The following is a 17,963-nucleotide window of genomic DNA, read 5'->3' as shown; positions in this document are numbered from 1 at the left end:
GGACGGATATGTCCCTGCGCGCCCTTTCGTGTTTCGTGTCATGAGGCCCGTTCGCGCAGCACTCGGCAAGCCGCGCGAACGGAACCGGCGTATTCTCAGAAGCGGACGCTGACCGTGCCGCGGTAGGACTGGTAGCTCAGGTCGTTGCGCCACACGGTCGTTTCGGCATGAAGCGAAACCGCGATCTGGCCACCTGTGGTGATGCCCACGCCAATCTCACCCCAGTCCTGGTCGTCGCCGGGCAGGGCGAAGAAGGCGTCGGGGCCACGGCCACCCACGAAGTTTGCGCCGAAGTAGCCCGGCTTGTCCTGGAAGTCGTGGACATACGTCGCCGAGATATAGGGCTTGATCGCCCCGTTGGCGGCGAGACGCGCGCCGGCACGGGCCTGGGCGCTCTCGTAGTTGTCCATATCGTACTGCAGGGCGGGGCCTCCTCCCACTTCCTTGGTGCGGGTGAAGTCGACCGAGGCGTAGCGGAAGGCGACGCGCGGGGTGAAGCTCAACGCGCCGCCCATGCCGATCATCTGGCTGATGCCGGCCTCGCCGCTCAGCACGAGAGGCGAATCGTCGGCGCGCAGCGACCATTCGCTGGTGCCGATCATCACGTCGCGCTGCGTCTTGAAGTCCCAGAAGCCACCGCTCAGTTGGGCATCGATGCCAAAGCCACTCGCCGAGCGCGTGCCGCCGTAGAGATTGACCTGGAACATGTCGCCCGTGACATCGCGCGTGGGATAGCCCGGGTCGCCTTCCATGCGGGTGTAGGAGAGCGCCATGCCGATGAAGCCGGTGCCCCCGTCCGAAATTTCAAGGCCGCCAGCAAGATAGTAGCCGTCGAACTTGTCTCCGGCATAAGGGCGTGCGGTCGGGGCGCCATCGCTCTTGCCGTCGATGTAGCCACCGGCCACGAAGGCGCTCATCGTGTCGGGCAGGGCGCCCTCGATGACCGAGCCCGGCGCGCCGCCTGCGCCCGCCATGGACGGGGCCGTGCCGGCGGTGTTGCTGGTGTCGAACGCCGACAGGGCGCCGCTGGGGCTGCCGTAGTAGGAGAGGGTGCCCCCCGAATTGCCCGCGGTTACCGTCGCGATACGTTCGCGCAGGAAGCGCGAATTGGTGTCGAGTGCGGCGGTCGCCATCGATTGGAGAAGCGGCTGCTCACGCGGGGCCAGCTCCTCGAGCGTGCCCTGGATGCCCGCGATCCCCATCATGTCGAGCGGCCCGTAGACCCCGGCAAGGTTGCCGTAGTACGCGCGGTTCTGGTCGAGCAGCTGCGCGTAGGCGGACTGCACGTTCGAGGAGGGATCGATCACATCGGCATAGAGCCCGGCCTCGATGGTGACCAGAACCTCGGTGTCGGTGTAGCTGAGCTCGGGCGTCAGGATGGCGCTGATCGCGTTCCAGTTGTCGAACTCGCCCTCAATGCCGCCCGTGGCCGTCAGGATGGTGTATTCGTCGCCATCGCGCACCATGCCGGTGGGATTGAACATGACCAGACCGCCGATGTCGGCCATGCCGTCGAGCGGAACGTCGGCCGGGTCCAGCATCGTCGGGTTGACCGCGATCAGGTCGGATGTGCCCGAAGGCCCGAGGTCGACGAGGTAGGTGCTGCCCGAGGAGAGGATCACGTTGCCATTGAAGGTCAGCGTGCCGATCTCGCCCACGCCGCCCGGCGCGATCACGCCAGCCACGTTGGTGAAGTAGGGCGTGGTGATCATGCCCGAACCCTGCAGGCCGCCGGTCATCAGCATGTAGTCGCCGTTGGTGGCGAGTTCGCCGTCGACGCGCACCATGCCCTGGTACTGGTTGATCGACATGAGCGAGGTGAGCGAGCCGTCCTCGGTGATGTCGAGGGCCGCGCCCGCACCGTCCATGGAGAAGCGGTCGATGGTGACCGCGCTCGAGAGCGTGGTCGTACCGTCCGCGCTCAGTGTCACGTCGTAGTAGGTCGGACGCACGCCGTTCGCGGGATCGCCCGCGTCGTTGTCAGGCACGAAACCGCTCGCACCGGGAAGGCCGTTGGCGATCGTGGGCGCGTCGAGGACAAACGGGGTGTCCGTGGACTGGGCCGCGTCGTCGGCGCGGGCGAGCAGGTCCCCGATGGCGACGGTCGCACCGGCATCGGTGGTGACAGGCGTGCTCGCATCGACGAGTTCGCCGTCGATGTAGATATCGCCGGTTGCCATGTCCTCGCAGATGTCGTCGCCGCCCAGTTGGAAGCAGGCGTGGCCAAACGAATCCGGGCTGCCCGCCGAGCCGGCGCCAGGGGCATCGGGCACGCCGTTGACGAGGTTGCCGTCGGCGTCGAGCACCATGTAGTTGGGATCGGTGATGGTCACCCAGTGCTCGGGATCTTCCCAGGCTCCGTCACCCTCGACAGCGCTCGCGTAGCGGTAGGGGTTGTTGGCCGCGATCCAGTCCCAGTAGAGATAGAGCGGCTGGTAGAAGCTCATCGTGCCGTAGGTGCTGAAAGGCTGGGGCCCGAAGAAGCGGCTGCCACCCGAAAGGACGCCGATGACGACGTCGATGTCGTAGGTTTCATCCAGGATCAGCGGACCGCCCGAATCGCCCCCGGCGGTCGTGCCCTCGTTGGGGGTGGCCGCATCCTTCCACAAGTTGAAGTCGTAGGGGTTCGCCTCCGGCGTTCCGCGCAGCGGGTCATCGAAGTCGAGCATGTAGAGGTTCTGCGGGAGCCCCGAGGTGCTGCCGAACAGGAACAGGTCGCGCTGGTCAAGGCTCGCGAGCGCGCCGAGCATGTTCTCGGCGGCGCGGCGGCGGTAGTCGATGCCGCCGGTGTCGCCCGTCGAGCCCGAGCCATTGCGGCCATAGCCGGTGATCTTGACGTGGTAGCCGGTGCCGTTCTCGTCGGTGATTTCATCGGGCGTGGGCAGCGGCGAGAACATCAGCGCCCAGGTCGGTACGTCGGCGGCGGGCGTGTCGAGCGAGGCCATCGCGACGTCGCCGTAGAGAAACGAGAGCGCGGCGGGCTCGAGCGAGGCGGGGTGATAGTTCACCCAGTCCGCGTTGTAGAAGGCCAGGTCCGGGTTGGACTGGTTGCCCCCGAAGTACCAGTTGAGAAGGCCGTTGTAGTTGTCTTGCGCGAAGCCGAAGCCGATCGGCACGCCGCCAGTGGTGGAGCCGTAGGTGGTGGGATCGCGATCGTTCACGCAGTGCGCGGCGAAGATCACCGTGCGCGGGTTGATCAGCGTTCCGGTGCACAGGCCGATGAAGCCGTTCTGCTGGTCGATGATCATCTGGCCAACGCCGTTCACGTCCTCGGGGTCGAGGCTGGTGGTGCTGTTACCGGGGTCGGCGACCACGATGTGCGGCGCGTTCACGATGTCGGGCGCCTGGATCTGGCGGTAGGCGGCTTCGAAGACGGTGGTGGCATCGCTGCCCGCGCCGTGCGCGGTGTTCCAGGCCTGCCCCGGCCGTTCCTGCGCGCCAGCCTCGACCGACAGGAGCGCGAGCCCCGCCGCCGAGCCCAGAAGCAGGCTGCGGCGCATCACCTTGCGAGACGAAACTTGTGCAATCCTCATAAAAGCCCCGGTTCTGCTGTGCCGGCTGCCTTCGCGAGTGTGCATTCCTGACCCGCTACGGCGCGACCGGCGGATTACGGCCCGGCCTTCGGGGGCCGGTGCCTTGTGATGGAGATGTATCGTGCGCCCTTCGCGTCGTGGCGGCGCGCTGGACGGCTGCAACGTTCGGCAGACCGGGGCGGATCGCAATAGGGATTATGCGTAATATCTAAGTATTTACCGAAGGGTGTTGCAATTTGGTCATGCTGGTCTGGTGGGCGCCATATAAATCAATGACTTGTTGAATGTCTGCAGGGCGGGTTCCCGCAATTGTGATCGGTGTTTTATCTGACACAACTTGTCACTTTCCGCCCTCGCGGTGGAGGCCCACTATTGCGCAGCGCGGAAGCTGCCGAACAGCAACTGGGCGTTGTTGCGCGTGCGGGTGGGGGCGCTGATGAAGAAATAGCGGGGAAGCTTGCCCGTGAAGGCGCGGGTGTCGGCGATCTTCTGGTCGTCGAGGTAGACCTGCAGCATCTCCCTTCGACCGCGATGGAGACATGCATGACGCGGTTGGCGTAGTGGCGCAGGTCGAGGCTCTCGGCGTGGTAGTAGTCGGTCGCGCTGCTGGAGACGTTGCTGCTGCCCGTGTAGTTGACGTGGACCGCCGCGATGGCGCCGTGGTTGTGGGCGTCCATGATGTAGTCGGCAACGCTGTTGTCACGCGCAAAGCCGAAATAGAAACCCGAAGCATCGCGCGCGGTGTCCGCCGCTGTGAGCACGTCGAACTCGACCGTGAAGCTTTCGGGCAGGGCCTTGCCGCCGTTCAGCTTGTAGGTGGCGAAGGGCTGGAGCTTGAGCCAGTTGCCGTCGATGCCACCGACGGAGACGACGGCGCCGGATCCGTTGGTCTTCCAGGCATCGGGCATCGTGCCGAGCGGTGCGCTGGCAAAGTCTGTCGCGGCGATGGTCTGGCTGCCGGGGGTGAAGGCGAAGCCTTCGTTGATCTGCAGGCTCTGGCCGCCTGCGGTACCGTCCTGCAAGTCCGAGGTATCACTGCCGGTGCCGCGCACCTGCCGCTCGACTTCCTGCTGGACCTGGTTCTTGATCGCACCGAATACGTCTCCGAACTGTGCGGACGCCGGCGCAGTTGCCAGCAGCAGGGGGCTGGCAAGACCGGCAAGGAGAAGCGGGCGGGCAAGATAGCGCATTGAAAAGGTTTCCGAACAGCCTGGAAGAACAAGGTGGGGCGTCGTAGTTGCGAGGGCCCTACTGTTCAAGGTGTTCGTGAAGTGTGACGTGGCGTTGCCCGACGTCTGCGCAGGAGCGTGTTCCCGCATTTGCGAGGGAGCATTCGTTTGCATCGTGTGCGCCATCGTGGGGCACTTTTTTTCTATCCAGGCCGATGGCTGAGTGCGCGGGTGGCGCATCTGTTTGGTGCAACAGGGAGGGGCGGCGGGCGTACCTGCCCGCCGCCCCAACGCATTCAGTAGCGGTCCGCGTTCATCACCTTGGTCCAGGCCGCGACGAAGTCGGACACGAACAGGTCCTGTGCGTCAGCCGAAGCATAGACTTCCGAGACGGCGCGCAGCTCCGAGTTGGAACCGTAGATCAGGTCGACCGGGGTGGCCGTCCACTTCGCCTCTCCGCTTGCGCGGTCCTTGCCTTCGTAGAGGCCGGGGGTGGCCGACTTCGACCAGACGGTGTCCATCGTCAGCAGGTTGACGAAGAAGTCGTTGGTGAGCTGGCCGGGGCGGCTGGTGAAGATCCCTGCCATGGATCCGCCTGCATTCGCGCCCAGCGCGCGCATGCCGCCGAGAAGAACGGTCATTTCGGGAACGGTCAGGCCCAGCATGTCGGCCTTGTCGACCATGGCGTCGGCCGGCGCGTAGTTGGCGCCTTCGCTGTAGTAGTTGCGGAAGGCATCGGCCTTGGGCTCCAGATAGGCGAAGGAGGCCGCGTCGGTCATGTCCTGCGTGGCATCGACACGGCCGGGCGTGAAGGGCACCTTGACCGGGTGTCCGGCGTCGCTCGCGGCCTTTTCGATCGCGGCCGCACCGCCAAGGACGATGAGGTCGGCCATCGAGATCGGCGTACCGGCTTTGGCCGCGCTCGCGCGGATCTTGTCCAACTGGCCCAGCACCATCTTCAGTTCAGCCGGATCGTTGACCGCCCAGGAGGTCTGCGGATCGAGCCGCAGGCGTGCGCCGTTCGCGCCGCCGCGCATGTCGGTGCCCCGGTACGTCGCGGCCGAGGCCCAGGCGGTGCGCACGAGCTGGGGCACGGTCAGCCCGGAGGACAGGATCGTCGACTTGAGAGCGTCCGCCTGCACGGCGCTGAGCGGGGCGAAGCTGGGTTCGGGCAGCGGGTCCTGCCACACGAAGGTCTCACCGGGCACATCGCCGCCCAGGTAGCGGGCCTCGGGTCCCAGGTCGCGGTGGGTCAGCTTGAACCAGGCGCGCGCGAAGGCCTTGGCGAACAGGCTCGGGTCCTGCTGCCAGCGTTCGAGTACCGCGCGGAAGCCCGGGTCGCGCTTGAGCGCGATGTCGGTGGTAAACATGATCGGCGCGTGGAACTTGCCCTCGACGTGCGCGTCGGGGACGAGGCTGGCGGCGGCCGGGTCGGTCGGGATCCATTGCGTGGCGCCAGCAGGGCTCTTGGTCATCGTCCACTCGAAGTTGAGGAGGTTGTCGATGTACTGGGTGGTGAACCGGGTGGGGGCGGCCGACCAGGCGCCTTCAAGGCCGGAGGTCAGCGTGTCCTCGGCGTTGCCCTTGCCGCAGGAGTTCTTCCAGCCAAGGCCCTGCTGTTCGACGCCCGCCGCGGTGGGCTCGTCACCCAGGCAGTCCTCGGGCTTGTGCGCACCGTGCGCCTTGCCGAAGGTATGCCCGCCCGCGATGAGCGCCAGCGTTTCCTCGTCGTCCATCGCCATCTGGCCGAAGGCGACACGGATGGCCTGCGCGGCCGAAACCGGATCGTGGTTGCCACCCGGACCTTCCGGGTTGACGTAGATGAGGCCCATCGTGGTCGCCGCGAGCGACTTCTGCAGCTTGCCGTCCTTGGTGTAGCGCTCCGAGCCCATCATCTTGGTTTCCGGGCCCCAGTAGACGAGGTCGGGCTGCCAGGCATCGACGCGGCCACCGGCAAAGCCGAGCGTCTTGAAGCCCATGTCTTCCAGGGCCACCGTGCCCGACAGCACCATGAGGTCGCCCCAGGAGAGCTTGCGGCCATACTTCTGCTTGATCGGCCAGACGAGGCGGCGGGCCTTGTCGAGGCTGACGTTGTCGGGCCAGGAGTTCAGGGGATCGAAGCGCTGCTCGCCGCCATCCGAACCGCCCCGGCCATCGCCCACGCGGTAGGTGCCGGCCGAGTGCCAGGCCATGCGGATGAAGAAGGGGCCGTAGTGCCCGTAGTCGGCAGGCCACCAGGGCTGGGAGGTCGTGAGGACCTTGCGGATGTCCTCCTTGACGGCGGCAAGGTCGAGGCTGGCGAACTCGGCGGCGTAGTCGAAGTCGGCGCCGTAGGGGTTGGACATCGCCTCGTGCTGGCGCAGCTGGGCGAGGTCGAGGCGCTGGGGCCACCAGTCCTCGTTGGTCATGCCGTGGATCTTGGCGCGGACCGAGGTGTCCTCTTCCATCACGGTTTCGTTCTCGACCGCGGCGAAAGCTGCGTGGGGGCTGAGAAGGGTGAGCGCACTGCCCAGAAGGGCGGCGCGAAGGGTCATCTTTGTGTTCTTGGGCATGGAGCCTCTCCACCTGTTGCGACGAACGCGGCGCTGGTTTCAGCGCGCTGGAGGCAGGGTAGGCCCGTCCGCGGGCGAGCCCAAACGGGGAGGCCAGATAAGTGTGATCGATTGCGTCGATCAAACTGGCAAAGTTTCAGCAATATTGCGATTGGTTTGCGTTCGCGCCCGCACCAAGTTCCGAGTGGAAAATAGAAAATTCGCATGGGCCGCGATGAAACGCATTGTATGAGCGACCTAAGGATATGTCGCGGGTAGGGCTGATCCGGCAAGCATCGTCATCTGACACGATGCGATCCTGTCAATTTCGGGCTTTCTACCCTGCACGCCTTGGGTTTTGCGACTCGGGTGGCTATGTCCTCGGCCTATGCAGACAGGAACCTTGATATCGTTAACCCTCTACTTTGTCCTGATGCTTGGCATCGGTCTCTATGCTTGGAAGAAGTCCACCGAGGACTCTGAAGGCTATCTGCTGGGCGGGCGTAACCTGCACCCGGCCGTCGCGGCGCTCTCCGCCGGGGCCTCGGACATGTCGGGCTGGCTCCTCATGGGCCTGCCGGGCGCGCTCTATGCCTCGGGGCTGGTCGAAGCCTGGATCGGCATTGGCCTTTTCCTGGGCGCACTGGTCAACTGGGTGGTCGTCGCCCCGCGCCTGCGCGAGCAGACGGTCTCCTACGGCAACGCGCTGACCATTCCCGAATTCCTCGCCAACCGCTTCCCCGACAAGGCGACGCTGCTGCGCGTGGTGTCGGCGGTCATCATCGTCGTGTTCTTCACCGTCTATACCGCGGCCGGCCTTGTCGGTGGCGGCAAGCTCTTCGTCACCAGCTTTGCAGGTCTCTTCGGCGATGTCGGCATGAGCGACTACATGTTCGGGATCTGGATGACCGCAGGCGTGGTGCTGGCCTACACGATGATCGGCGGCTTTCTCGCCGTCTCGCTCACCGACTTCTGCCAGGGCTGCATCATGGTCGTCGCGCTGATCCTGATGCCGGTCGTGGTGCTCTGGGGCGGGCAGGGCGATGGTTTTGCCCAGATGGAAGTGACGCTGACCGAGATCGACCCCAACTTCCTCAGCCTCACCCATGGCCTGACCTTCATCGGCTGGCTCTCGGCGGTGACCTGGGGACTGGGCTACTTCGGGCAGCCGCACATCATCGTGCGCTTCATGGCCGTGCGCAGTGTCGAGGACGTCAAGGTTGCACGCAACATCGGCATGGGCTGGATGCTGGTCTCGCTGATCGGCGCGCTGGGCGTGGGCCTTGCGGGCCGTGCCTACATGCAGCGCAACGGCATTCCGCTCGATGACCCCGAAACGATCTTCATCGCGCTTGCGCACCTGCTCTTCCACCCGCTCATCACCGGCTTCCTGCTGGCCGCGCTTCTTGCCGCGATCATGAGCACGATTTCCTCGCAGCTGCTGGTGTCTTCCAGCTCGCTGGCCGAGGACTTCTACCGCCTGTTCCTGCGCAAGGACGCCTCGGAGCGCGAGATCGTGAACGTGGGGCGCGTGGCCGTGCTGATCGTCTCGCTGGCGGCCATCGCCATCGCGGGTGACCCCGAGAGCGAGGTGCTCCAGCTTGTCTCGAACGCCTGGGCCGGCTTTGGCGCGGCCTTCGGACCGATGATCCTGCTCGCGCTGACCTGGCGCGGCATGTCGGGGGCGGGCGCGGTTTCGGGCCTCATCGTGGGCGCGCTGGTCGTGATCTTCTGGATCGCGATGGAGTGGAACGCGAGCTTCCTGGGTGGACCCGGCGTCTACGAGATCATTCCGGGCGTCATCGCCTCCACGCTGGCCATCTTTGCCGTCAGCAAGATGACGTCCAGCAAGGAAGCGGCCGCGGCCATGGCATGATCGCTCGTTCGATAGGAGCCTGAACAGACAAAAGGGGCGTCCCGGCATTCGGGGCGCCCCTTTTTTTGTGCGAAGCTTCGAGGGATGCGTCAGTCGCAGCTGGCGACGGGCAGGCCTTGCGCGTTGCTCAGTTCCTGGTTTTGCCGCCCGCGCACGTTGAAGGCGCTTTCGTACCGGATCGTGCCGGTATCGAACAAGGCTGCGACGATCAGCGGCTGGTAGGTGTAGCTGGCTTCCACGAACATGATCGCGGTGTTCGAGGACGCGGCAATGCGGTGCCCGTTGCGGCCCATGCCCTGCGCCAGCGCATCGTTGGTGCGGCCCGTGCCCTGGGTGCCATAGGCGGGCTCGAAGTCGCCATCACCCCAGCAGCGCTGCCAGCGGATCATCTGGCCGGCGTTGCGTCCGGTGCGGCCATTGGTCTCCAGCGAGGAGAGGACGATGCGGCCATTGGACTCGAAATCGATGCTTTCGCCGATGGAGGCGGCCCCGGCGAAGACCTCCTGGACGTTGGCCTCGTCGATCCCGCCCATGACGCGCCCGGCGTTGTCGGCCACGCTCATCGCGATCTCGCTCACGCGCAGCTGTGCGCGGGCGTAGTTGGCGAGTTCGAGGCCGGTACACAGAACCATCAGGAAGAGCGGCGCGATGAGGGCGAATTCGATGATCGCAACGCCGCTCTCATCGGCTTTGAGTTCCTGCAGGCGGGAGGGCAGAGGCTTCATCGCCGCCGCTCCCCGCACAGGACCGGCGGTACGGCCTGGGCGCTGTAGGGCTGGTTGCGAAAGGCGCTCTTCGCGGTGAGGGAAACCGCCGCGTTGCCGCCTGTGAAAAGATGGATGGGGAGCAGGCGGTCAACCTCGATCGTGGCCTCGTAGAAGGCAATGTCGTTTGCGCCGCCGATGCCGCTGCGCCCGGCATCGAGGTCATATTCGCCGTTCCCGTTGCTGTCGAGCCAGCAGTCGCCGTCGTAGTAATCGAAGCGGCCGTTGCGGTTGACGTCGGTCATCAGCTTCTCGGCATTTCCGATGCCGCTGAACTCGTAGTAGTTGCGAATCGTGATCTGCGGATTGGCATTGGGGGCAATGCTGGCGAGTTGCGCGCGAATCTGCGCGGCCACGCGCTCCTCGGTCGTGTCTCCCTCGGTCATGAACTCGGGCTCTTCGACCGAGGCGCGCCGCGCCGCGTCCGAGAGCGTGCCCTGCAGGACCGAGAGCACGTAGGACTGGTAGCCAAGATCAAAGGCGCCGGTCAGGAGCACCATGAGCGGGCCGATGAGAAGTCCGAACTCCACGGCGGTGACGCCGCTCCGGTTCCGCCTCAGGCGGCGCAGAAAGGAGGCGAACCTCATCGCGTCAACCTCAGGTTACCGATGCCGCGGCCGATGTCCTCGAAGATCTGTTCAAGGTCGGAGCCGTCACTCGTATAGAACTGCGAGGAACTGGTGGCGCACGATTCGATGTCGTCAGTATCGGTCACGTCGAGCGCGATGACCCAGATCGTGACGCCCATCGACTTGGCCAGCGTGCAGGCCGAATCAAAGCGCGAGATATGCCGGTTGCGGATGGCGCCCGAACCCTGGACGCGTTCCTGGAAGCGCTGCAGGCCGTAGGCGCTGTAAAGGTTGTTGCGGCCACTGGCATCGTCAGTGTCAAGCCGCCCGTCAGTCATGAACACGATGTGCTGGCGCACGGGGACATCGTCACGCTCGAGCGGGTTGTCGGCTGAGAAGAAGCCGGTGCGCGAGATGAAACGCAGGCCCCAGAGCATGCCGATGTCATGATAGGTGCCGCCCGTGACGCGGGCCGTCGCGTCGTTGACGGCCGTCTGGAAGCTGCTCTCCGAACTGTATTCGCGCAAGGTCGTCGCCTCGGAGGGGCAGCCATCCTGATCGACCTGCTCCTGCACGCCGGGATCGTAGCGGCCAAATTGCAGCTCCGGCTGGTTGCCCGCGTTGCCCGCACGGGTGTCGACGTCCTCGCGCGAGACACTCGTCTCGATCTCGAAGGGGTCCAAGGTGTTGCCGATCGACGGGCGCTCCTCGATGCAGGCATTGCCGCTGGTGCGGAAGTTTTCGGTGTTGCCGCCGGTGTTGCCGCCGCCGCGGCCGATGTTCCAAGAGGATTCGTTGATGTCGACCCACTTTGTGGTCAGGCGGTTGGAGCAGTTGTTGCCGTAGCGATTGCACACGCGCTCGACGTGGACGTAGGGCTGCTCCTTGAGGATGTCCTTGTTCATCAGCGAGCGACCGACGTTCACGGTGTGCGAATAGGGCATGATGCCGAAGCGCGTGACCGAGCCGTTGTCTTCGTCAAGCGCGCGGTAGAGGCCCATCGCGCCCGAGCGCAGGCGCCGGATCTTGGTCGAGCCGCCCGAGCTCGGCGCATCGTTCATCGAGCCGGTGACGTCGAGCACGAGCATGACGTCGTTGTGGCCCATGTCGCGCTTGGCGTTGCACTCGACCGTGACTTCGGTCTGGGTGTAGCCGAAGATGCGCATGAGCGACATCGGCACGGTTGCCTGGGCTGTCCCGAGGATCTCGTTGCTGTCATCCGGGTTCGGGTTCGCCTCGAAGGCGACCGCGCGCGTACCCAGCAAGCCCTCTTCGAAGTTGAAATCGAAGAAGCGGTCGGCTTCGTCTTCGGCGGTCCGGTTCCAGCGCGAGCCTTCCATGATCTGGCGCCCCGCAAGCACACCGGCATCACATGCATTCTGCAGTTTGCCACGAACCAGGTAGGCCACGCTCATGTCGAGCCCGCCTCCGATGATCGCAATCAGGGGCAGAAGCGCGGCGGCCACGATCAGAATGGTATTGCCGTCGCGCTCGACGATCAGGCGTTTGAGGAACGGCGGCATTGCCATGCTTCGGGACTCCGGATTCACTAGTGCCGCGTGGTTAATTCTCCATTTGTAAAGAATTCGATAAATTACAGATTAAGCCCAACAATTGGTGATGAACACAGGCGTGATCCGGAGCGTATTGCCTGTTGCTGCCAGAGGATCTGCCGTGACGCTGGCGCCATGAAGCTCGGGACGGCTTCGCTCGCGGCGGGGACGGGCTCGGCGGCCGTGCTGCGCTTCCTGATCAACCATGTTTCGGGCGCCTGCTGGCGAATGCCGACCTTGACCGATCCGCCGCTTTTGCGTAAGGGCGCCCATCTCCTCCGGACATCGTTCGGGGGAACAGCATAGAGCTGAACACTGCTCGTGTGTGGTTTTCGATGGGTTTCCAGCCTCTTGATGGTGGAAGCCGCAATCCTTCCGGATTGCCTCCCGGTCCGATTCGGTCCGGAGAGACATCGCTAGGCCCACGGGCAGAGTAATCCGGTGCCAACTGGGCCGGGTGGAGTGTTTTTCGGCTCGCGCTGGATGCGGCGTAGCGCGCAGGTGCCTCGGTTCAGGGGCTGGCGTGCAGTTGGCCGATATTCCGCGCGACGCACTTGCACTCTTCCTTTCCAGCCTTGCATCGGCCCTGAGACCCGGGGTGCGAAGGGTCCGTCCCGTGGCCGGGTTTGCGCCATGGAACGGGCCGGATCCATCGCACTCCCATTTGAAAGAAGAGTATAGATGCCCACTATCAACCAGCTGATCCGCAAGGGTCGCGAGCCGCAGAAGGCCAAGTCCAAGGTCCCGGCCATGGAGCAGAACCCGCAGAAGCGTGGCGTCTGCACCCGCGTGTACACCACGACCCCGAAGAAGCCGAACTCGGCACTTCGCAAGGTCGCCAAGGTGCGCCTCACCAACAGCCGTGAAGTCATTTCGTACATCCCGGGCGAAGGCCACAACCTGCAGGAGCACTCGGTTGTGCTCATCCGCGGCGGCCGTGTGCGCGACCTTCCCGGTGTGCGTTACCACATCCTGCGCGGCGTGCTCGACACGCAGGGCGTCAAGGACCGCAAGCAGTCGCGCTCGAAGTACGGCGCCAAGCGTCCCAAGTGATCCGGCAGCGGTGCGTCTCGCGCATCGCTCCATGACATTTCACGGTCGGTGATGCGCTTCGGCGCCCGACCGCAAGAACAAGGAATTCAAAACGATGTCACGTCGTCGTCGTCCCGAGAAGCGGGAAATCCTGCCGGATCCGAAGTTTGGTGATCTGGTCCTGTCGAAGTTCATGAACAACCTCATGTACGACGGCAAGAAGTCGGCTGCCGAGCGTATCGTCTATGGCGCGCTCGACACCATGGAAACCCGTGCCAAGGCCGATCCGGTCCAGTTGTTCCACGATGCCCTGAACAACGTGAAGCCGCAGATCGAGGTCCGCAGCCGCCGCGTCGGTGGTGCGACCTACCAGGTCCCCGTCGAAGTGCGCCCCGAGCGCGCCCAGGCCCTGGCCATCCGCTGGCTCATCTCGGCCGCCCGCGGCCGTCCCGAAACCACCATGTCGGCACGCCTCTCGGGTGAGCTCATGGATGCGGCGAACAACCGCGGCAACGCCGTGAAGAAGCGCGAAGACACGCACCGCATGGCGGACGCGAACCGCGCCTTCTCGCACTACCGCTGGTAAGACGCTTCGTGGCGCGCCTTGGTGCCGTTTCGGCGGCGTCATGGGCGCGTCACACTTTCAATTCAGGAGGCACGGGTTTATTTGGGCCCGCATTCGCCTCCAAACCCTCCTGCTAAGGAACCTGCACCATGGCACGTAGCCATCCGATCGAACGCTACCGCAATATCGGTATCATGGCGCACATCGACGCCGGCAAGACCACCACGACCGAGCGTATCCTCTACTACACCGGCAAGTCCTACAAGATCGGCGAAGTGCACGACGGCGCCGCCACCATGGACTGGATGGAGCAGGAGCAGGAACGCGGCATCACCATCACCTCGGCTGCCACCACCACCATGTGGAAGGCGGAAGACGGTCAGGGTGAAGAGCACCGCATCAACATCATCGACACCCCGGGCCACGTCGACTTCACCATCGAAGTCGAGCGTTCGCTGCGCGTCCTCGACGGCGCGGTCGCCGTGTTCGACGGCGTTGCCGGCGTTGAGCCGCAGTCGGAAACCGTGTGGCGTCAGGCTGACAAGTACGGCGTTCCGCGCATGTGCTTCGTCAATAAGCTCGACCGCACCGGCGCAGACTTCTACTACTGCGTCCAGTCGATCATCGACCGTCTCGGCGCGACCCCGCTGGTTCTGACGCTGCCGATCGGCGCGGAAGCTGACCTTTCGGGCGTCGTCGACCTCGTCAAGATGCGCTCGATCGTCTGGGAAAACGACGGCCTCGGCGCCTCGTTCACTTACGGCGAGATCCCGGCTGACCTGGCCGACAAGGCCGCCGAGTACCGCGAGAAGCTTCTTGAAACCGCCGTCGAGCAGGACGACGACATCATGGAAGCTTACCTCGAAGGCAACGAGCCCGACGTCGACACGCTCAAGAAGCTGATCCGCAAGGGTACGCTCGAGCGCGCCTTCGTGCCCGTGCTGTGCGGCTCGGCGTTCAAGAACAAGGGCGTGCAGCCCCTGCTCGACGCCGTTGTCGACTACATGCCGAGCCCGGTGGACGTCCCCGCGATCAAGGGCGTGCTGCCCGACAGCGACGTGGAAGAAAGCCGCCCCTCGAGCGACGAAGCTCCCTTCGCCGCACTCGCGTTCAAGATCATGAACGACCCGTTCGTCGGCTCGCTGACCTTCTGCCGCATCTATTCCGGCATCCTTTCGAAGGGTTCGTACCTGAACTCGGTGAAGGACAAGAAGGAAAAGGTCGGCCGCATGCTGCTCATGCACTCGAACAACCGCGAAGACATCGACATGGCCTATGCCGGTGACATCGTGGCTGTCGCGGGTCTGAAGGAGACCACCACCGGTGACACGCTGTGCGCCGAGAAGGCTCCGATCATCCTCGAGCGCATGGAATTCCCCGAGCCGGTCATCGAACTGTCGGTGGAGCCCAAGACCAAGGCCGACCAGGAAAAGATGGGCATCGCCCTTTCGCGCCTGGCTGCCGAGGATCCCTCGTTCCGCGTTTCGTCGGATCACGAATCGGGCCAGACCATCATCAAGGGCATGGGCGAGCTTCACCTCGACATCATCGTCGATCGTATGCGCCGTGAGTTCAAGGTCGAGGCCAACGTCGGCGCGCCGCAGGTGGCGTACCGCGAATACCTCGGCAAGCCCGTCGAGCTGGTCTACACCCACAAGAAGCAGTCGGGTGGTTCGGGCCAGTTCGCAGAAGTGAAGGTCAAGCTCACCCCGGGTGAGCGCGGTGCCGGCATCAACTTCGTCGACTCGGTGAAGGGCGGTAACATTCCGCGCGAATACATCCCGTCGGTCGAGAAGGGCATGCGCGAGACCGCCGAGACCGGCGCTCTCATCGGCTTCCCGATCGTCGACTTCGACATCGAGCTCATCGACGGTAAGTACCACGACGTCGACTCGTCGGCCCTGGCCTTCGAAATCGCCGGCCGTGGCTGCATGCGCGAAGCCGCGCAGAAGTCGGGCATCAAGATCCTCGAGCCGATCATGAAGGTCGAGGTTGTGACCCCGGAAGAGTTCATGGGCGACGTTATCGGCGACATGAACAGCCGCCGTGGTCAGATCCAGGGCACCGACAGCCGTGGTAATGCCCAGGTTGTCGAGGCCAACGTGCCGCTCGCCAACATGTTCGGCTACGTGAACCAGCTGCGTTCGTTCACCCAGGGACGCGCTCAGTACTCGATGATCTTCAGCCACTACGACGAGGTTCCGGCCAACGTCGCGGCGGAAGTGAAGGAGAAGCTTGCTTAAGGGCAAGAATGGTTCTAGGGGCGGCGCCTGCGATTCTGTGGGAGCCGCCTCGAATTCCCCAGATTCAAGTTCATTGTGAAAGAAGGTTTGTAAGATGGCCAAGGCAAAATTCGAGCGGAACAAGCCGCACTGCAACATCGGCACCATCGGTCACGTCGACCATGGCAAGACCACCCTCACCGCGGCGATCACCAAGGTTCTGGCAGAAGCCGGCTTCGGTGAAGCCGTCGACTTCGCCAACATCGACAAGGCTCCCGAAGAGCGCGAGCGCGGCATCACCATCTCGACCGCACACGTCGAGTACGAGACCGCCAACCGTCACTACGCGCACGTCGACTGCCCGGGTCACGCTGACTACGTCAAGAACATGATCACCGGTGCGGCTCAGATGGACGGCGCCATCCTCGTGGTGAACGCTGCTGACGGCCCGATGCCCCAGACCCGTGAGCACATCCTGCTCGCCCGTCAGGTTGGCGTTCCGGCTCTCGTCGTGTTCCTCAACAAGGTTGACCAGGTCGACGACGAAGAGCTCCTCGAGCTCGTCGAAATGGAAGTCCGTGAGCTTCTCTCCTCGTACGACTTCCCGGGCGACGATATTCCCATCGTCAAGGGCTCGGCTCTGGCGGCTCTCGAAGGCCGTGACGACGAAATCGGCAAGAACCAGATCCTCGAGCTGATGCAGGCTGTTGACGACTACATCCCGCAGCCGCCGCGTCCGACCGACCAGTCGTTCCTGATGCCCGTCGAAGACGTGTTCTCGATCTCGGGCCGTGGTACGGTTGTCACCGGCCGCGTCGAAACCGGCATCATCAAGGTTGGCGAAGAAGTCGAAATCGTCGGCATCCGCGACACCCAGAAGACCACCGTCACCGGCGTCGAAATGTTCCGCAAGCTGCTCGACCAGGGCGAAGCTGGCGACAACATCGGCGCCCTGATCCGTGGCCTGAAGCGCGACGACGTCGAGCGTGGCCAGGTTCTCGCCAAGCCGGGCACCGTGACCCCGCACACCGAGTTCTCGGCTGAGGTTTACGTTCTGTCGAAGGACGAAGGCGGCCGTCACACCCCGTTCTTCGCGAACTACCGTCCGCAGTTCTACTTCCGCACCACCGACGTCACCGGCGAAGTGATCCTTCCCGAGGGCACCGAAATGGTGATGCCGGGCGACAACGTGACCATCTCGGTCAAGCTGATCGCGCCGATCGCCATGGACGAAGGTCTGCGCTTCGCAATCCGCGAAGGCGGCCGCACCGTCGGCTCGGGCGTTGTTGCCAAGATCACTGCCTAATCCGCAGGTCTTTGACGACTAACGTGATTGGCCCGGTCCTGCGCAAGCAGGGCCGGGCCTTCGCGTTTATGGGGCCGGCTCTGCGAGTCGCGCGCCGCTCCTGGGAGTTCGCGCGTGGTCGGTCCGGCTGCCCGGTTGCTCCTGGCTTGATCGCGTCGCGACCGGGCTTGCATGTGATAGAATCGTGCGTCGCCATGGCCTTGTTGGACATGGGCCGGGCAGGGCGCAGAAAATCGCAAATCAGGGCTTGCTAGACCGCGCATCAGCGTGTAGTTGCGCGGCTCGAATTTAACAGGGCTTCGCGCCCTTTGGCTCTTTCTCATCGGTAGCAGGTACATGGAAGCTCAGAACATCCGCATTCGCCTCAAGGCGTTTGACCACCGCGTGCTCGACCAGGCGACTGGCGAAATCGCTGACACGGCCCGCCGCACCGGCGCGCTCATTCGGGGCCCCATTCCGCTGCCGACGAAGATCGAGAAGTTCACCGTGAACCGCGGTCCGCACATCGACAAGAAGTCGCGTGAGCAGTTCGAAGTCCGCACGTACAAGCGTCTGCTTGACATCGTGCAGCCGAACGCTGCCACCGTCGACGCTCTGATGAAGCTGGACCTCGCGGCCGGCGTGAACGTCGAGATCAAGCTGGCCTGATCCAGCTCGGGGTCGCCTCATGTGACCCCGTCCGTCTTTCTGATCGGACGCTAAACGATCGGGCGAAATTCGGACCTTCGGGTTCAGATAACCTTGTCGATCCATCGAGATCGGCTTTGCGCGGCAAAACGCGCAGAGACAGAGCCTCCAGAGCCTTCGGCCCGAGAGGACACAAGGGATACCTCCGGTTTCCTC

General features: G+C 64.3%; 12 protein-coding genes. 6 read left to right on the top strand and 6 right to left on the bottom strand.

Features of this window, described 5'->3' with window-relative positions; all coding sequences use genetic code 11:
* Positions 1-95: 95 nt before the first annotated feature.
* From MBENS4_RS00835 to katG, 3 genes are all read right to left on the bottom strand, one after another.
* Positions 96-3,500 (bottom strand): autotransporter domain-containing protein, encoded by a 3,405-nt coding sequence (locus MBENS4_RS00835; protein WP_039388100.1) that lies wholly within the window; start codon positions 3,498-3,500, stop codon positions 96-98.
* Between the two features lie 356 nt (positions 3,501-3,856).
* The gene (locus tag MBENS4_RS00830) at positions 3,857-4,723 is read right to left on the bottom strand and encodes a hypothetical protein (RefSeq protein WP_039388099.1); all 867 of its coding nucleotides are present in this window, start codon (positions 4,721-4,723) and stop codon (positions 3,857-3,859) included.
* A gap of 275 nt (positions 4,724-4,998) precedes the next feature.
* Positions 4,999-7,254, bottom strand: coding sequence for a catalase/peroxidase HPI (katG, locus tag MBENS4_RS00825; protein ID WP_304413557.1), 2,256 nt, complete (start codon positions 7,252-7,254; stop codon positions 4,999-5,001).
* A 382-nt stretch (positions 7,255-7,636) separates the two neighbouring features.
* Here katG and putP point away from each other — a divergent pair, with 382 nt between their 5' ends.
* Positions 7,637-9,109 carry a sodium/proline symporter PutP gene (gene putP / locus MBENS4_RS00820; RefSeq protein ID WP_338422155.1) on the top strand — a complete coding sequence of 491 codons (1,473 nt, stop codon included), beginning with the start codon at positions 7,637-7,639 and terminating at the stop codon, positions 9,107-9,109.
* An 89-nt stretch (positions 9,110-9,198) separates the two neighbouring features.
* Here putP and MBENS4_RS00815 read toward each other — a convergent pair whose 3' ends face one another.
* Genes MBENS4_RS00815 through MBENS4_RS00805 form a run of 3 tightly spaced genes read right to left on the bottom strand, consistent with a single transcriptional unit; the run spans position 9,199 to position 11,971 of the window.
* Positions 9,199-9,834, bottom strand: a complete 636-nt coding sequence (locus MBENS4_RS00815; protein ID WP_039388097.1) for a TadE/TadG family type IV pilus assembly protein — start codon at positions 9,832-9,834, stop codon at positions 9,199-9,201.
* The gene (locus tag MBENS4_RS00810) at positions 9,831-10,403 is read right to left on the bottom strand and encodes a TadE/TadG family type IV pilus assembly protein (protein ID WP_159108006.1); all 573 of its coding nucleotides are present in this window, start codon (positions 10,401-10,403) and stop codon (positions 9,831-9,833) included. The genes MBENS4_RS00815 and MBENS4_RS00810 overlap by 4 nt, the downstream gene beginning before the upstream one ends.
* A gap of 53 nt (positions 10,404-10,456) precedes the next feature.
* Positions 10,457-11,971, bottom strand: coding sequence for a TadE/TadG family type IV pilus assembly protein (locus MBENS4_RS00805; protein WP_084591904.1), 1,515 nt, complete (start codon positions 11,969-11,971; stop codon positions 10,457-10,459).
* Positions 11,972-12,676: 705 nt separating this feature from the next.
* Here MBENS4_RS00805 and rpsL point away from each other — a divergent pair.
* From rpsL to rpsJ, 5 genes are all read left to right on the top strand, one after another.
* Positions 12,677-13,048: a 30S ribosomal protein S12 gene (gene rpsL, locus MBENS4_RS00800; protein WP_007682177.1), complete on the top strand. Its 372-nt coding sequence runs from the start codon at positions 12,677-12,679 to the stop codon at positions 13,046-13,048.
* A 94-nt stretch (positions 13,049-13,142) separates the two neighbouring features.
* A complete protein-coding gene (rpsG, locus tag MBENS4_RS00795) occupies positions 13,143-13,613 on the top strand; it encodes a 30S ribosomal protein S7 (protein ID WP_039388094.1) in 471 nt (156 codons plus the stop codon).
* A gap of 128 nt (positions 13,614-13,741) precedes the next feature.
* The gene (gene fusA / locus MBENS4_RS00790; RefSeq protein ID WP_039388093.1) at positions 13,742-15,835 is read left to right on the top strand and encodes an elongation factor G; all 2,094 of its coding nucleotides are present in this window, start codon (positions 13,742-13,744) and stop codon (positions 15,833-15,835) included.
* 94 nt (positions 15,836-15,929) lie between these two features.
* A complete protein-coding gene (gene tuf / locus MBENS4_RS00785) occupies positions 15,930-17,120 on the top strand; it encodes an elongation factor Tu (RefSeq protein WP_039388092.1) in 1,191 nt (396 codons plus the stop codon).
* 336 nt (positions 17,121-17,456) lie between these two features.
* The gene (rpsJ, locus tag MBENS4_RS00780) at positions 17,457-17,768 is read left to right on the top strand and encodes a 30S ribosomal protein S10 (RefSeq protein WP_007011873.1); all 312 of its coding nucleotides are present in this window, start codon (positions 17,457-17,459) and stop codon (positions 17,766-17,768) included.
* The last annotated feature ends 195 nt before the right edge of the window (positions 17,769-17,963 follow it).

The sequence above is a fragment of the Novosphingobium sp. MBES04 genome, assembly GCF_000813185.1.
GTDB classification, from domain to species: Bacteria; Pseudomonadota; Alphaproteobacteria; order Sphingomonadales; family Sphingomonadaceae; genus Novosphingobium; species Novosphingobium decolorationis.
This window is presented reverse-complemented; position numbering and strand designations above follow the sequence as displayed.

What these genes read in the sequence shown, in the direction of transcription:
- MBENS4_RS00835 (WP_039388100.1), bottom strand. Translation starts at nt 3,500, where the DNA reads ATGCGCCGCAGCCTGCTTCTGGGCTCGGCGGCGGGGCTCGCGCTCCTG.
- MBENS4_RS00830 (WP_039388099.1), bottom strand. Translation starts at nt 4,723, where the DNA reads ATGCGCTATCTTGCCCGCCCGCTTCTCCTTGCCGGTCTTGCCAGCCCC.
- katG (WP_304413557.1), bottom strand. Translation starts at nt 7,254, where the DNA reads ATGCCCAAGAACACAAAGATGACCCTTCGCGCCGCCCTTCTGGGCAGT.
- MBENS4_RS00815 (WP_039388097.1), bottom strand. Translation starts at nt 9,834, where the DNA reads ATGAAGCCTCTGCCCTCCCGCCTGCAGGAACTCAAAGCCGATGAGAGC.
- MBENS4_RS00805 (WP_084591904.1), bottom strand. Translation starts at nt 11,971, where the DNA reads ATGGCAATGCCGCCGTTCCTCAAACGCCTGATCGTCGAGCGCGACGGC.
- rpsL (WP_007682177.1), top strand. Translation starts at nt 12,677, where the DNA reads ATGCCCACTATCAACCAGCTGATCCGCAAGGGTCGCGAGCCGCAGAAG.
- rpsG (WP_039388094.1), top strand. Translation starts at nt 13,143, where the DNA reads ATGTCACGTCGTCGTCGTCCCGAGAAGCGGGAAATCCTGCCGGATCCG.
- fusA (WP_039388093.1), top strand. Translation starts at nt 13,742, where the DNA reads ATGGCACGTAGCCATCCGATCGAACGCTACCGCAATATCGGTATCATG.
- tuf (WP_039388092.1), top strand. Translation starts at nt 15,930, where the DNA reads ATGGCCAAGGCAAAATTCGAGCGGAACAAGCCGCACTGCAACATCGGC.
- rpsJ (WP_007011873.1), top strand. Translation starts at nt 17,457, where the DNA reads ATGGAAGCTCAGAACATCCGCATTCGCCTCAAGGCGTTTGACCACCGC.